Below are 15,613 nucleotides of genomic sequence, written 5' to 3'. Positions count from 1 at the left end.
CGCTCGCCGCGTTGTCGTCGGTCGCCGATGCTCCGCATGGACTCCCTCCTCCGCCTTGCGAGCGCACGCACCAGACGCCGCTCCCTGATCCGGCCCGATCCGGAAGAAGCGGCCTAGGCCGCTTCTTCCGGATCAGGCCGGGCGCGCGGCGCGGACGGCCTGCCGCGCGCGAAGGGCGGGACCCCCCGGGGCCCGCCCTTCTTCGTGCTTGACTTCCTCCGGGGGGATGGCGATACGATACGTCTCGTCTCGTTGAGTTCGACGGAAGGGGAGCGGCATGACGCGCGAACGGTTTGTGGACGTGGAGCCCGGCGTACGGCTCTGGGTCGAGGAGCAGGGCGACCCCGGCCTGCCCCCGCTGCTCCTGGTCATGGGGGCCCAGGCGTCCGGGCTCGCCTGGCCCGACGGACTCGTGGAGCGGCTCGCCGCCCGGCACCGGGTGATCCGCTACGACCACCGGGACACCGGCCGCTCCACCTGGGCCTTCGACGAGAGGCCCTACCCGCTCTCCCGGCTCGCCGAGGACGCCGTCGCCGTCCTGGACGCGTGCGGAGTCGAGCGGGCCCATGTGGTCGGCATGTCGCTGGGCGGACTGCTCACCCAGCTGCTGGTCGCCGACCACCCCGACCGGCTGCTCGGCGCGACCGTCATCGGCACCACCGCGCTCAGCGCGACCCCGTACACCGCCCCGGACGGGACCCTGACCCCGGTCGAGGAGCTGCCCGGACCCTCCGCCGCGCTGCTGGAGCTGTGGTCCCGGCCGGCGCGGGAGCGGGACCTGGAGGGGGAGCTGGACGCCCGGGTCGCGCACTGGCGGGTCCTCGCCGGCGACGTCCTGCCCTTCGACGCGGAGTGGTTCCGCGCGCAGGAGCGCCGGATCGTCGCCCACACCGGGCACCACGTCCCCGGCACCGCCCACGCCCGCGCCGACTACTCGGGCCTCGTCCGTACGGAACGGCTCGCCGCCACCGAGGTGCCCACCCTGGTGATCTCCGCCCCGGCGGAGCCGGTCGCCCCGGCGCCGCACGCCGAGCACCTCGTCCAGGTGATCCGCGGCGCCCGGCTCGCCGAGATCCCCGGCATGGGCCACGCCCTTCCGCCGGAGGTCCACGACCCGCTCGCGAAGGAGATCCTGCGCCACACCGAGAGCGCCTGACGGCACGAAAAAACCCCGGCTGAATTGACAGTCGGGGTGGTGCGGCGCCTATATTGGTGAATTCCGTGTGCCCGTTCCCGACGATGTCGTAACGAATTCACGGAGCATTTCACTAAAGGCACTGTATCGCGCTGGGAGTCGAATTGTCAACCGAGCCAATTCGGGACGAGCAGAAATTCATCACCTCGCTCTACGCGCGGCTCGACGACCTGAGGGACCGGGCCGAGGCCGCCGTGGGCGAGGCGCTCGGGACGTCCGGGACCGGGAGCGCGCAGTCGCGCCTGGAGCGGGACATCCTGGTCGCCGAGCAGTCGGGGCTGCTCGCCGCCTTCAACGCCGGGGAGACCGGGCTCTGCTTCGGCCGGCTCGTCTTCAAGGACGGCCGCGACCACCACATCGGCCGCATCGGGCTGCGCGAGGACGACCCGCGGCGCACCCCGCTGGTCGTCGACTGGCGCGCCGAGATCGCCCGCCCCTTCTACCTCGCCACCGGCCACGAGCCCATGGGCCTCACCCGCCGCCGGCACATCACCACGAAGGGCCGCGAGGTCGTCTCGCTCCACGACGAGGTCCTCGACCTCGCCGACCGCAGCCGCTCCGGCCACGAGGGCCGGGACGCCGACGAGGTCCTCCTCGCCGCGCTCGACGCCGCCCGCACCGGCCGGATGCACGACATCGTGCAGACCATCCAGGCCGAGCAGGACGCCATCATCCGCTCACCGCACCACGGCGTCCTCGTCGTCGAGGGCGGCCCCGGCACGGGCAAGACCGCCGTCGCCCTGCACCGGGCCGCGTACCTCCTCTACGCCCACCGCGAGCAGCTCGCGAAGCGTGCCGTCCTCATCGTCGGCCCCAACCCGGCCTTCCTCGGCTACATCGGCAACGTGCTGCCCTCGCTCGGCGAGACCGGCGTCCTCCTCGCCACCCCCGGCGAGCTGTACCCCGGCGTCCGCGCCACCGGCACGGACGCCCCGCGCGCCGCCGCGGTGAAGGGCGACGTCCGGATGGCCGCCGCCCTCGCCGGGGCCGTACGCGACCGGCAGCAGGTCCCCGAGCGCGGGGCGCCGCTCGTCGTCCCGCACGAGGACGGCGACCTCGTCATCGACTGGGACATGGCCCTGGAGGCCCGCCACAAGGCCCGCGAGACCGCCCTGCCGCACAACCTCGCCCGCCCCTACTTCGCCTTCCGGATCCTCGACGCGCTCGCCGCGCAGCTCGCCGACCGGATCGGCGCCGACCCGTACGGCGGCCCGAACTTCCTCGGCCCCGACGACATCGCGCTGCTCGCCAAGGGCATCGCCGCCAACGCCGACGTGCACGCCGCCATCGACGAGCTCTGGCCGGAACTGACCCCCGAGGCCTTCCTCGCCGACTACCTCGCCGAGCCCACCCACCTCCCCGAGGAGGACGCGGCGGCGATCCGCCGCGACGGCGGCGCGTGGACCCCGGGTGACGTACCGCTCCTCGACGAGGCGGCCGAACTCCTCGGCCACGACGACTCCGCCGAGCGGGCCGCGCAGGAGGCCGAGCGGCAGCGGCAGGTGCAGTACGCGCAGGGCGTCCTCGACGTCTCCTTCGCCTCCCGCACCTACGAGTTCGAGGACAAGGAGGAGCTCGACGAGGACGCCTCGGAGGTGCTGTCCGCGCACGACATCATCGACGCGGAGCGGTTCGCCGAGCGCCACGAGGAGGCCGACCACCGCACCGCCGCCGAGCGGGCCGCCGCCGACCGCACCTGGGCCTTCGGCCACATCATCGTCGACGAGGCGCAGGAGCTGTCCGCCATGCTGTGGCGGCTCCTGATGCGCCGCAGCCCCACCCGCTCCATGACCCTCGTCGGCGACCCGGCGCAGACCGGAGACCCGGCCGGCGTCGGCGCGTGGGAGCGGATCCTCGCCCCGTACGTGGAGGACCGCTGGCAGCACGTGCGGCTGGGGGTCAACTACCGCACGCCCGCCGAGATCATGGCGGTCGCGGCCGCCGTGCGCCGCGAGGACGATCCGGCCTTCGAGCCGCCGGGATCGGTCCGCTCCACCGGCGTCGAGCCGTGGGACCGCGCGGTCGAGGACCCGGTGAAGGAGACCGCCGACGCGGTCGCCGCCGAGCTCCGCGCCGAGGGCCGGCTCGCGGTGATCGCCCCGGCGGAGCTGCTGCCCGGCCTGGTCGAGGCGCTCCCCGAGGCCTCGTACGGGCCGAAGCCCGACCTCACGAGCCCGGTGGTCCTCCTCGACCCCCGCCAGGCGAAGGGCCTCGAATTCGACACGGTCCTCGTCGTCGACCCGGACGGCATCCGGGCCGGCGCCCCGCACGGCACGAACGACCTGTACGTGGCGCTGACCCGGGCCACCCAGCGGCTCGGGATCGTCCGGCGGGCCTGAGGACCGTCAGGCCCGCCCGGCGGCCGTCACGCGGGGCGGAGCCAGACCGTCGCGAGCGGCGGCAGCGTCGTCCGGACGCTGGCCGACCGCCCGTGCCACGGCACCGACTCGGTCTTCACCGGGTCGGTGCCGACCACGTCCGAACCGCCGTACCGGGCCGCGTCCGTGTTGAGCACCTCGCCCCAGGCGGCGAAGGCGTCCGGCACGCCGAGCCGGTAGTCGTGCCGGACGACGGGGGAGAAGTTGCAGACCGCGAGGAGCGGCGAGCCGAAGGCGTCGTAGCGGAGGAAGGCGAGGACGTTGTCGTCGGCGGCGTCCCCGACCACCCACTCGAAGCCCTCCGGCACGGTGTCCCGCTCCCACAGCGAGGGCGTCGCCGTGTACACCCGGTTCAGGTCCCGCACCAGGTCCTTCACGCCCCGGTGGTCGGCCTGCGCCCCGTACTCCGGGTCGAGCAGCCACCACTCGGGCCCGTGGTCCGCCGACCACTCCGAGCCCTGCGCGAACTCCTGCCCCATGAAGAGGAGTTGCTTTCCGGGGTGGGCCCACATGAACCCCAGGTAGGCGCGGTGGTTCGCGCGCCGCTGCCACCAGTCGCCGGGCATCTTCGACACCAGCGCCCGCTTGCCGTGCACGACCTCGTCGTGCGAGATCGGCAGGATGTAGTTCTCGCTGTACGCGTACACCATCGAGAAGGTCATCTCGTGGTGGTGGTACTTGCGGTGCACCGACTCCTTCTCCATGTACTGGAGCGAGTCGTGCATCCAGCCCATGTTCCACTTCATGCCGAAGCCGAGCCCGCCGTGACCGCCCGGCCCGACCAGGTCCGTCGCCCGCGTCACCCCGTCCCAGGCGGTCGACTCCTCGGCGAAGGTGACGATGCCGGGGCAGCGGCGGTAGACGGTGGCGTTCATCTCCTGGAGGAAGGCGACCGCGTCGAGGTTCTCCCGGCCGCCGTACTCGTTCGGCAGCCACTCGCCGTACTCGCGGGAGTAGTCCAGGTAGAGCATCGACGCCACCGCGTCCACGCGCAGGCCGTCGACGTGGAACTCCTGGCACCAGTACACCGCGTTGGCGACCAGGAAGTTGCGCACCTCCTTGCGGCCGTAGTCGAACTCCAGGGTCCCCCAGTCCGGGTGGTGCGAGCGGCGCGGGTCGGCGTGCTCGTACAGCGGCCGCCCGTCGAACTCGGCCAGTGCCCAGTCGTCCTTCGGGAAGTGCGCCGGCACCCAGTCCATCAGGACGCCGATCCCGGCCCGGTGCAGCGCGTCCACCAGGAACTTGAAGTCGTCCGGGGTGCCGAGGCGGGCCGTCGGCGCGAAGAAGCCGGTGACCTGGTAGCCCCAGGAGCCGCCGAAGGGATGCTCGGTGACCGGCATGAACTCGACGTGCGTGAAGCCGAGTTCGCGGACGTACGCGGGCAGCTCGACCGCCAGCTCGCGGTAGGTCAGGCCCGGACGCCAGGACGGCAGGTGGAGCTCGTAGACGGAGATCGGCGCCTCGTGCGGCGGCCGGGCGCCGCGCCGCGCCATCCACGCGGCGTCGTCCCACGTGTAGTGCGACTCGGTGACGATCGAGGCCGTGTCCGGCGGGCACTCGGTGCGGCGTGCCATCGGGTCGGCGCGGACGGTGTGGGAGCCGTCGGGCCGCGTGATGTCGTACTTGTAGACGGCCCCCTCCCCGATGCCGGGCACGAACAGTTCCCACACGCCGGTGGACCCCAGCGAACGCATCGGCAGGCCGGTGCCGTCCCAGTGCGTGAAGTCGCCGGTGACGCGGACGCCGCGGGCGTTCGGCGCCCAGACGGCGAAGCGGGTGCCGGTGACGCCGCCGTGCGTCATCACCCGCGACCCCAGCGCCGTCCACAGCTCCTCGTGCCGGCCCTCGCCGATCAGGTGCAGGTCGAGGTCGCCGAGCGACGGCAGGTGCCGGTACGGATCCTGTACGGCGAGCTCGTCGTCCCCGTACCGCACGCGGAGCTCGTACGCCGGGACCTTCCGCAGCAGCGGCACGAACGCGGAGAACAACCCGTCGCCCTCGTCGTCCAGTTCGACCTTCCGCCCCTTCGGCAGCACGGCCGTCACCCCGCCCGCCCACGGGCGCAGCGCCCGGATGACGATCCCGCCCTTCACCGGGTGCGCGCCGAGGAGGGCGTGCGGGTCGTGATGCTCGCCGGCGAGCAGCCGCGCGCGCTCGCCGGGGTCGAGAGGGGGCGCTGTGCGGGGCGTCTTGGCGGTCACCGGTGGGCCTCCAGAAAGCTCGGAATGTGTACGAACATGTCAACACCCCCACAACCCGCCCGGAAACTCCGCCGAACGGGCCATGTCCCACCCCCTCCCGCGACACGGCGGCGCGGGCGCAGCGCGCGGCCGGGTCACGGAGGGGTGGCGAGGCGGTGGATGGCGGAGAGGGGAACGGGGAGCCAGTCGGGGCGGTGGCGGGCCTCGTAGACGACCTCGTACACCGCCTTGTCCGTCTCGTAGGCGCGGAGCAGCGCCGGGTCCGTCCGAGGATCCGCGCCCGCGACCTCCGCGTACCCCGTGCAGTACGCCGCCCGGCAGCGTGCCGCCCACTCCGCGTTCCAGGGCCGGTGCGTACGCGCCGCGTAGTCGAAGGAGCGCAGCATGCCCGCGACGTCGCGGACCGTCGGCTGCGGGCGGCGCCGTTCGTCGAGGGGCTTCGCCGGCTCGCCCTCGAAGTCGATGACGGCCCATCCGCCGTCCGAGCCGCGCAGCGTCTGCCCGAGGTGCAGGTCGCCGTGGATCCGCTGCACCGTGCCCGCCCCCTCCGCGTCGCCCGCGGCCGCGAAGACCGCCCGCAGCCCGGGGACGTACGGCAGCAGCGCGGGGACGGCCTGCGCGGCGGCGTGCAGCCTCCGGTCCATCGCGGCGGCCAGGCCCTCCGTCTCGGCGCGTTCGAGCCGCTGGGTGGGCAGGGCCGCGGCGAGCGCGAGGTGCACCTCGGCGGTGGCCCGCCCGAGCGCCCGCGCCTCCGCGGTGAACTCCCGTCCGGCCGCGAGCGCGTCGAGAGCGAGCCGCCACCCGTCGCGCGAGTCGCGGAGGTACGGCTGGAGGACGCCGAGCGTCGCCGCCCCCGACTCGAACCAGGCGACGGGCGCCGGGACGCGGGCGCAGCCGGCCTGCCCGAGCGCCAGGGGCAGTTCGAGGTCGGGATTGGCGCCGGGGCTGACCCGGCGGAAGATCTTGAGGATGTACGCGTCGCCGAACACCAGCGAGGAGTTGGACTGTTCGGCGTCGAGGACCCGCGGCGCGAGCGCCCCGGGCAGCGCGCGGGTGGCGTGGAAGCGGAGCGGCCCGGTGCGGCCGGGGGTGCGCAGCCGCTCGTACAGGAGCCCGGCGAGGCGCGGGTCCCGCAGCCCTTCGTAGACGGCGCGGCCGGCGAGCGGGCCCTGGCGGACGCGTCCGATGAGGGCGGGCGCGAGGCGCGGCGGCAGCTGGGTCCGTACGCCGAGGAGGAGTTGGTAGCAGTCGGCGGGTTCTCCGGCGGGGCGGCCGGGCTGTTCGACCCGGAGCAGGAGGTGGAGGAGTCCGGGGCCCGGGCCGTCCAGGGGCAGCAGCTCGGTGGCCGTGTCCAGCGTGAATCCGGTGACCCGGCGGCCCTTGCCCGCGAACCAGCGCTGCCGGGGCAGCCATTCGTGGAGCAGGGGTGTCAGGGACGGAAGGAGGGCGTCCGGGGCCCGGGTGGTGGATGCGGCGGTCTCCGGCATGGCATCGCGTCCTTTCCCCGGGGTGCGCACAGGGCTGTCGTAAGCGTTCAAATGCGCAGATTGTCCCGGATGGCGGCTGGGGCTGTCCGGATGTGCGGGACGTGTCGGAAAGGGAAGATCCATATGGATGGAGCGGGATGGACCCGGATGGGGGTGGTTCGTGTGTGGGACACAGTTCCCAGAGTGGGACGGAGGAAACCGTCCCACCCCGTCGGAGGCCGGATCGGCCTCCCGTCAACTCCGCTTCATGCGGAACCAGTAGAAGCCGTGGCCCGCCAGCGTCAGCAGGTACGGCAGCTCGCCGACCGCGGGGAACTCCACCCCGCCGATCAGCTCCACCGGCCGCATCCCGGCGAAGCGCCGCAGGTCCAGCTCGGTCGGCTGCGCGTGCCGCGAGAAGTTGTTCACGCAGAGGACGAGATCGGCGTCTTCTCCCCCCTCCGGAGCGGCCTCCCTGAGGAAGGCGAGCACCGCGGAGTTGGACGACGGCAGTTCGGTGTACGTCCCCGTCCCGAAGGCGCGGTTCTGCTTACGGATCTCGATCATCCGCTTCGTCCAGTGGAGCAGTGAGGACGGCGAGGCCATCCCCGCCTCCACGTTGGTCACCTGGTAGCCGTGGACCGGGTCCATGATGGCCGGCAGGTAGAGGCGGCCCGGATCGCAGGAGGAGAAGCCGGCGTTCCGGTCCGGGGTCCACTGCATCGGGGTGCGCACCCCGTCCCGGTCGCCGAGCCAGATGTTGTCGCCCATGCCGATCTCGTCGCCGTAGTACAGCACCGGGGAGCCCGGCAGCGAGAAGAGCAGCGCGGTGAACAGCTCCATCTGCTTGCGGTCGTTGTCGAGGAGCGGGGCGAGCCGCCGCCGGATGCCGATGTTGGCCCGCATCCGCGGGTCCTTGGCGTACTCGGCGTACATGTAGTCCCGCTCCTCGTCCGTGACCATTTCGAGGGTGAGCTCGTCGTGGTTGCGGAGGAAGATGCCCCACTGGCAGCCGGAGGGGATCTCCGGCGTCTTCGCCAGGATCTCGGAGATCGGGTGGCGCGACTCGCGGCGCACGGCCATGAAGATCCGCGGCATGACCGGGAAGTGGAAGGCCATGTGGCACTCGTCGCCGCCGGAGCGGAAGTCGCCGAAGTAGTCGACGACGTCCTCGGGCCACTGGTTGGCCTCGGCGAGCAGCACCGTGTCCGGGTAGTGGTCGTCGATCTCCTTGCGGACCCGCTTGAGGAAGGTGTGGGTCTCCGGCAGGTTCTCGCAGTTGGTGCCCTCCCGCTGGTACAGGTAGGGCACCGCGTCGAGCCGGAAGCCGTCGATCCCCAGGTCGAGCCAGAACTTCAGCGCCGACAGGATCTCCTCCTGCACGGCCGGGTTCTCGTAGTTGAGGTCCGGCTGGTGCGAGAAGAAGCGGTGCCAGTAGTACTGCTTGCGGACCGGGTCGAAGGTCCAGTTGGAGGTCTCCGTGTCGACGAAGATGATCCGGGCGTCCTGGTACTGCTTGTCGTCGTCGGCCCAGACGTAGTAGTCGCCGTACGGTCCCTCCGGGTCGCGCCGGGACTCCTGGAACCACAGGTGCTGGTCGCTGGTGTGGTTCATGACGAAGTCGATGATCACGCGCATCCCGCGCTGGTGCGCCGCGTCCACGAACTCCACGAAGTCGGCGATGTCGCCGAACTCGGGGAGGACCGAGGTGTAGTCGGCGACGTCGTATCCGCCGTCGCGCAGCGGGGACTTGAAGAACGGCGGCAGCCACAGGCAGTCCACGCCGAGCCACTGGAGGTAGTCCAGGCGGGACGTGATGCCCTTCAGGTCGCCGACGCCGTCGCCGTTGCTGTCCTGGAAGGACCGGACGAGGACCTCGTAGAAGACGGCCCGCTTGAACCAGTCGGGGTCGAGGTCCTTGGCGGGCGTGGACTCGAAGGTGTCGGGGACGGGATCGTTGACGGTCATGAGGTGGGTGACCCTCCGGTCTGCGGGGACGGTCGCAGGACGAGCACGTGCGCGGGCGTGACGCCCGGTTCCAGACGCACGTAGGCGTTCCTGCCCCAGTGATAGGTGTCGCCGGTGAGCTCGTCGCGCACCGGTACGGTCTCGTGCCAGCCGAGGCCGAGTTCCGGCATGTTCAACGAGACCGTCGCCTCCTGGGTGTGGTGCGGGTCGAGGTTGACGACCACCAGAACGGTGTTCGAACCCTCCTTCTTGGAGTACGCGATCACCTGCGGGTTGCCGGTGTCGTGGAAGGTGAGGTTCCGCAGCCGGCGGAGCGCCGGGTGGCGGCGCCGGATCCGGTTCAGGGCGGTGATCAGCGGGGTGATCGTCGCGCCCGCCCGCTCCGCCGACTCCCAGTCGCGCGGCTTGAGTTGGTACTTCTCCGAGTCCAGGTACTCCTCGCTGCCCGCGCGCAGCGCGGTGTTCTCGCACAGCTCGTACCCGGCGTAGATCCCCCAGGTCGGCGAGAGCGTCGCCGCGAGCACCGCGCGCGCCTCGAAGGCCGGCCGGCCGCCCTCCTGGAGATAGGCGTGCAGGATGTCCGGGGTGTTCACGAAGAGGTTGGGCCGCATCTGCGCCGCCACGTCCCCGGACAGCTCCGTGAGGTACTCGGTCAGCTCGTCCTTGGAGTTCCGCCACGTGAAGTACGTGTAGGACTGCTGGAAGCCGATCGCGCCGAGGGTCCGCATCATCGCCGGACGGGTGAAGGCCTCCGCCAGGAAGATCACGTCCGGGTCCCGGTCGTTGACCTCCCCGATCACCCGCTCCCAGAACACCACCGGCTTGGTGTGCGGGTTGTCCACCCGGAAGATCCGCACCCCGTGGTCCATCCAGTGCCGCAGCACCCGCACGGTCTCGGCGACGATCCCGTCCATGTTGTCGCCGGCGCCGTCGAACGCGATCGGATAGATGTCCTGGTACTTCTTCGGCGGGTTCTCCGCGTAGGCGATCGAGCCGTCCGGCCGGTGGTGGAACCACTCCGGGTGCTTCTCCACCCACGGGTGGTCCGGCGAGCACTGGAGCGCGAAGTCGAGCGCGACCTCCAGGCGCAGCTCGCGGGCCCGGGCCACGAAGGCGTCGAAGTCCTCGATCGTGCCCAGGTCCGGGTGGACCGCGTCGTGCCCGCCCTCCGGCGAGCCGATCGCCCACGGCACGCCGACGTCGCTCGGGGACGCCGACAGGGAGTTGTTGGGGCCCTTGCGGTGGGTCTCGCCGATCGGGTGGATCGGCGGCAGGTAGACCACGTCGAAGCCCATCGCCGCGATGGCCGGGAGCCGTTCGGCCGCGGTGCGGAAACTCCCCGGAACCGTACGGCCCTTGACCTTCCGCACGCCCTCCGAGCGCGGGAAGAACTCGTACCAGGCGCCGTACAGGGCCCGTTCCCGCTCGACCCGGAGCGGGAACGCCGGGGAGGCGGAGACCAGTTCGCGCAGCGGATGCCGCTCCAGCGTCTCCATGACCCGCGGCGCGAGCGCGGCGGCGAGGCGCGCGGCCGCGGGCCGGGACTCGTCGCGCAGCGCGTCGGCCGCCGCGAGCACCGCCTCACGGCCGCCGCCCTTCTTCGGGACGCCCTTCGCGGCCCGCTCGTGCAGCTCCGCGCCCTCGGCCAGGACGAGTTCGGAGTCGATCCCGGCCGGGATCTTGATCCTCGCCGCGTGGCGCCAGGTCGCCAGCGGGTCGCTCCACGCCTCGACGGTGTAGGTCCACGGCCCCTCGGCGTCCGGGGTGACCTCGGCACCCCAGCGGTCGGAGCCCTCGGCCAGCTCGCGCATCGGGGTCCACGGCCCCGGACGGCCCGTGGGGCCGGTGAGTACGACATTGGCGGCGACCGCGTCGTGGCCCTCGCGGAAGACGGTCGCCGACACCACGAAGGTCTCGCCGGCCACCGCCTTCGCGGGGCGCCGGCCGCAGTCGACCAGCGGGCGGACGTCCAGTACGGGAATGCGTCCCATGAGCGGATTCACAGCATCACCTGACGGTTTACGGGGGTGCGGGTGGTGGTGCGCTCTTTCTAGCCGCGCCGGAGGCCGGGGGGAGGACGGCATCGCCGCGCCCCACCGCGTTCACTCGGATGGCGGGCCCACAGGGATGAAGCAGGGGTACGAAGACGGGTGCGGAGACGGGTACGGGACGGGTACGGGGACGGGACGGAAGGGAGGGATTCGGGGGAGTACCCGGGGAGCTTCCCCGGGTTCACGCGCGGGCAATCCGGCCCTTTGTTAACTACTAGGGCGTAGGGGGTGCGGCAAGGCGCGAGTCGGCCGAAACCCGCCGGTGCCGCGGGACGGACGGATCCCCCGCCTCCCTCGCTACGCTGACGCTCCGTCGTCACCGACCGCGGAAGGTGCGTGACCCATGGACGCCGTCGCCGCCCGGGCCGTGCTGCACTACGTGCTGGAGGGCCGGTGCCGGATCGCCGCCGCCGGCGCCGCCCCCCTCGAACCCGCCCGCGGCGAACTGGTCCTGCTGCCCGCCGCCGCCCGCCACCGCGTCCTCGCCGCCCTCGCGGACCAGGGCGTCCCGGCCCGGCCGCCCGACGGCCCCGACGGACCCGCCGCCCTGGTCGCCGTCCTCGACGGCCCCGGGCCGCCCGCCCGGCTGCTGAGCCTCCGGACCGGATACGACCGGCGGGCCGTCACCCCGCTCGTCGCCGCCCTGCCCCGGGCCGTCCTGCTCGCACGGGACCAGGTCGAGGGGGCGCCGCTGCTCCGCGACACCCTCCGGCTGCTCGCCGCTCCCGGACGGCGGGCCGGGCCCGGCGACCGGCTGCTCGCCCTGCGGGCGTTCGAGACGGCCCTCGCGCTCGCCGTCACCGCGCCCCGCCCGCCGGACGGCCCGTACCCCCACCCCGGCATCGGCCGCGCGGTCGCCGCCGTCGAGACCCGCTACGCCGAGCCGTGGACCGTGGTCACCCTCGCCCGGGAGGCCGGGATGTCCCGCTCCGCCTTCACCGCCGCCTTCCGCGAGGCCGTCGGCACCTCCCCGGCCCGCCATCTGACGGCCCGCCGGATACGGGAGGCGGCCCGGCTGCTCGCCGGGACCGGGCTTCCCCAGTCGGCCGTGCCCGCCCGCGTCGGCTACCGCAGCCGCGTCGGCTTCCACCTCGCCTTCCGCACCGCCTACGGCATGACCCCGGGCGAGTACCGGGCCGCGGCGCCCCGCAGGGCGTGACCTCGGCCCCGCCGGGACCGGCGGCCGATCTGATGTAATCGTGCCCGGCGCCCACCGGACGCGGCGCCGGGGACGGGGGCGGACTTGCAAGCGCTGGACGGTTCGGATCCGCGACAGGTGGGGCGGTACCGGATTCTCGCGCGCCTCGGGGCGGGCGGAATGGGACGCGTCTACCTGGGTCGCTCCACCAGCGGCCGGATGGTCGCCGTCAAGGTGGTGCGCGCCGAACTCGCCGAAGACCCCGAGTTCCAGCGCCGGTTCGTCCGCGAGGTGGAGGCCGCCCGGCGGGTCACCGGCTTCTTCACCGCGGCCGTGGTCGACGCCGACCCCATGGGCTCGCCGCCCTGGCTCGCCACCGCCTACGTCCCCGGCCTGCCCCTGGAGACGGCGGTGCGCACCCACGGGGCGTGGCCCCTGCGCTCGTTGCTCTACCTGGGGGCGGGACTGGTCGAGGCCCTGGAGGCCATCCACGGCACCGGGCTGATCCACCGTGACCTGAAGCCGTCGAACGTGCTGATCGCCGCCGACGGCCCCCGGGTGATCGACTTCGGCATCTCGATCATCGGTGAGTCGAGCGTCCTGACGCAGGCGGGGATGGTGATCGGCACCCCCGGCTTCATGTCGCCCGAGCAGATCGCGGGAACCACCGTCGGCCCGGCCGCCGACGTGTTCTCGCTGGGCGCCGTGCTGGCCTTCGCGGCCACGGGAACCGGGCCGTTCGGGACCGGCTCCGCGCACTCGGTGAACTTCCGCGCCGTCTACGGCGAGCCCGACCTGCGCCTGCTGCCGCCGGGGACGGAGCTGATCGGCCGGTGCCTGGAGAAGGACCCCGCCCGGCGGCCCACCGTGCCGGAGCTGCTGGCGGAGTTCGCCGGACTGCTCGGCGAGGGCAGCGGCCACACCTACGGGGGAGGGCCCGCGAAGGAGACCCACTGGCTGCCGGACGCGGTGGCGACGGCCCTCGGGGAGGCGGGCGGCGCCGCAGGGCCGGCCGCCGGTCCCGGTCCCGCGCCGACCACGCCGCCCCCATGGCCCTCGGCGGACCCCTCGGCCGGCACGGCCGCCAGGCCCGACCCCCGCGTCCCCCTCGTGAAGAGCCCCGCCGGGCCGCCCGTGACACCGGACACGCCGGCCCCGCCCGCGACACCGGGCACGCCCCCGCCGGCCGTGCCCGGTACGCCCCCTCCCGCCGTCCCCGCCACGCCGCCGCCCGCCGTACCGGGCACGCCGCCGCCGGGTGCGCCGCCGCTCCCCGCCGGCCCTCCGGTCCCCGGCAACCCGTACGCCGTCACGGCCCCCGCCCCGTATCCGCCCGGTCCCGGCGGGGGCGGCCCGGCGCGCGCGCCCGGCCGCCCCCGGGGCCGCAGACTCGTGGCGATCGCCCTCGGCGCCGCCCTGGTGGCGGGCGGCGGCGCCACCGCCGTGATCCTCACGCAGAAGGACGACCCGTCCAAGAAGCAGGAGCAGACGCAGGACCAGGCGAAGGACCGGGGCAAGGACGAGGGGAAGGGCGAGGAGTCCACCGGATCCGACGGGGGCTTCAACGCCGCGGTCGGCAAGGTGGTCAACGCCTCCGGCACGAAGGGCGGCACCCTCCGCCTGGTGAGCGGGGCGGACGCGGACTCCTGGGATCCGGCCCGCTCCTACTCGGGGTGGGTCTGGAACATCCAGCGGCTCTACGCCCGCACGCTGATGACCTACGCCGCCGAACCCGGGGAGAAGGGCCTCGCGGTGGTCCCGGACCTCGCCGCCGCGCAGCCCGAGGTGTCCTCCGACGGCCGCACCTACACGTTCAGGCTGCGGCCGGGACTGACGTACGAGGACGGTTCGCCGATCACCGCCGCGGACGTCAAGTACGGCATCGAGCGCGCCTTCGCCCCGGAGATCGCCGGCGGACCCACGTACCTCGTCGACGTCCTGGACCGGAAGCAGAACTACCAGGGCCCGTACAAGGACACGGGGGCGGCGGGCCTGCGGTCCGTCGAGACCCCGGACGACCTCACGCTCGTCTTCCGGCTGGCCGAGCCCGACTCCCGGTTCCCCTACCTGCTCACCATGGGCGCGACGGCCCCCGTGCCGCGCACCCGCGACACCGCGGACCGCTACGGGACCAGGCCCCTGGCCTCCGGCCCGTACCGCTTCGACTCGTACCAGCCGGACCGGTCGCTGGTCCTCGTCCGCAACGAGAAGTGGGACCCCGCCACCGACCCGCTCCGCAAGGCCCTGCCGGACCGCGTCGAGCTGAGCATCGTCTCCGGTCAGGACAAGGTCGACGAGCAGATGCTGGCGGGCACCGCCGACCTGGACGCCTCCCACATCGGCCTGTCGCAGCAGACCGCCACCAGGATGCTGCAGGACCCGAAGCTGAAGGCCGGCGTGGACAACCCGTACAACGGGTACCTCCGGATGGTCGCGATGATCTCCGACACCGCCCCGATGAACAACCTCGCCTGCCGCAAGGCGGTGGTGTACGCGGCCGGCACCGAGGCGCTGCGGACCGCGCGCGGCGGGCCGGCCTTCGCCTCGCTGCAGGGCAACATGCTGCCCCCGACGGCCCGGGGCGCCGACTCCTACGACCCCTTCGGCGTGACCGGGGGCAAGCCCCGGCCGGAGAAGGCGAAGGAGGCGCTGCGGGCGTGCGGCAAGCCCGGCGGTTTCACCGTGAAGGCCGCCCTGAACAGCGGCAATCCCAAGGACCTCCCGGCGGCCACCGCCCTGCAGAACGACCTGAAGGCCGTCGGCATCACCCTGGAGATCGAGCGGTTCGACAACTTCTCGGCCTACTACGCCGCCCTGGGCTCCCCCGAGATCCTGAAGAAGAAGGGGATCGGCATGCTCCTGCTCGGCTGGGGCGCCGACTTCCCCACCGGCGCGGGCTTCCTCCAGCCCCTGGCCGACAGCGCCCTGAGCAGGACCGAGGGCAACAGCAACTACGCCCGGGTGAACGACCGCCGGATCGACGAACTGTTCGACCGCGCGACGGCCGAGACCGACGAGGCCGAGGCGACCCGGCTCTACCAGGAGATCAACCACCGGCTCACCGACGGGGCCTACTACCTGCCCATCACCGCCGAGAAGAACGTCAACTACCGCAACCCGCGGCTGACCAACGTCTACGTCCACGAGGCGTTCAACCTGACCGACATCCAGGCCCTGGGCATCGAGACCCCCTGACGCCCCCAGGGCCGTGACGCA

The 15,613-nt window shown here is 73.1% G+C and carries 8 protein-coding genes; 4 read left to right on the top strand and 4 right to left on the bottom strand.

Annotated features, from left to right (window positions below):
* Positions 1 to 277 precede the first annotated feature (277 nt).
* The gene (locus AB0E19_RS14895; RefSeq protein WP_362178725.1) at positions 278 to 1,156 is read left to right on the top strand and encodes an alpha/beta hydrolase; all 879 of its coding nucleotides are present in this window, start codon (positions 278 to 280) and stop codon (positions 1,154 to 1,156) included.
* A 143-nt stretch (positions 1,157 to 1,299) separates the two neighbouring features.
* Positions 1,300 to 3,534, top strand: a complete 2,235-nt coding sequence (locus tag AB0E19_RS14890; RefSeq protein WP_362178722.1) for a UvrD-helicase domain-containing protein — start codon at positions 1,300 to 1,302, stop codon at positions 3,532 to 3,534.
* Positions 3,535 to 3,560: 26 nt separating this feature from the next.
* On the opposite strand, the gene glgB is transcribed toward AB0E19_RS14890, so the two are convergent.
* The 4 genes from glgB to AB0E19_RS14870 form a co-directional block, all read right to left on the bottom strand.
* Positions 3,561 to 5,774, bottom strand: a complete 2,214-nt coding sequence (glgB, locus tag AB0E19_RS14885) for a 1,4-alpha-glucan branching enzyme (protein ID WP_362178719.1) — start codon at positions 5,772 to 5,774, stop codon at positions 3,561 to 3,563.
* A 134-nt stretch (positions 5,775 to 5,908) separates the two neighbouring features.
* Complete coding sequence (locus tag AB0E19_RS14880) at positions 5,909 to 7,261, bottom strand: maltokinase (protein WP_362178716.1); 1,353 nt, start codon at positions 7,259 to 7,261, stop codon at positions 5,909 to 5,911.
* A gap of 234 nt (positions 7,262 to 7,495) precedes the next feature.
* Positions 7,496 to 9,208 (bottom strand): maltose alpha-D-glucosyltransferase, encoded by a 1,713-nt coding sequence (gene treS, locus AB0E19_RS14875; RefSeq protein WP_362178713.1) that lies wholly within the window; start codon positions 9,206 to 9,208, stop codon positions 7,496 to 7,498.
* Positions 9,205 to 11,199, bottom strand: coding sequence for an alpha-1,4-glucan--maltose-1-phosphate maltosyltransferase (locus AB0E19_RS14870; RefSeq protein WP_362178710.1), 1,995 nt, complete (start codon positions 11,197 to 11,199; stop codon positions 9,205 to 9,207). The genes treS and AB0E19_RS14870 overlap by 4 nt, the downstream gene beginning before the upstream one ends.
* A gap of 403 nt (positions 11,200 to 11,602) precedes the next feature.
* Between AB0E19_RS14870 and AB0E19_RS14865 the strand changes: the two genes are divergently transcribed.
* Positions 11,603 to 12,418: an AraC family transcriptional regulator gene (locus AB0E19_RS14865; protein ID WP_362178707.1), complete on the top strand. Its 816-nt coding sequence runs from the start codon at positions 11,603 to 11,605 to the stop codon at positions 12,416 to 12,418.
* Between the two features lie 117 nt (positions 12,419 to 12,535).
* Positions 12,536 to 15,592: an ABC transporter substrate-binding protein gene (locus AB0E19_RS14860; RefSeq protein ID WP_362178752.1), complete on the top strand. Its 3,057-nt coding sequence runs from the start codon at positions 12,536 to 12,538 to the stop codon at positions 15,590 to 15,592.
* Positions 15,593 to 15,613 lie beyond the last annotated feature (21 nt).

It is taken from the genome of Streptomyces sp. NPDC047974 (assembly GCF_040653375.1).
Lineage (GTDB): Bacteria > Actinomycetota > Actinomycetes > Streptomycetales > Streptomycetaceae > Streptomyces.
This window is presented reverse-complemented; position numbering and strand designations above follow the sequence as displayed.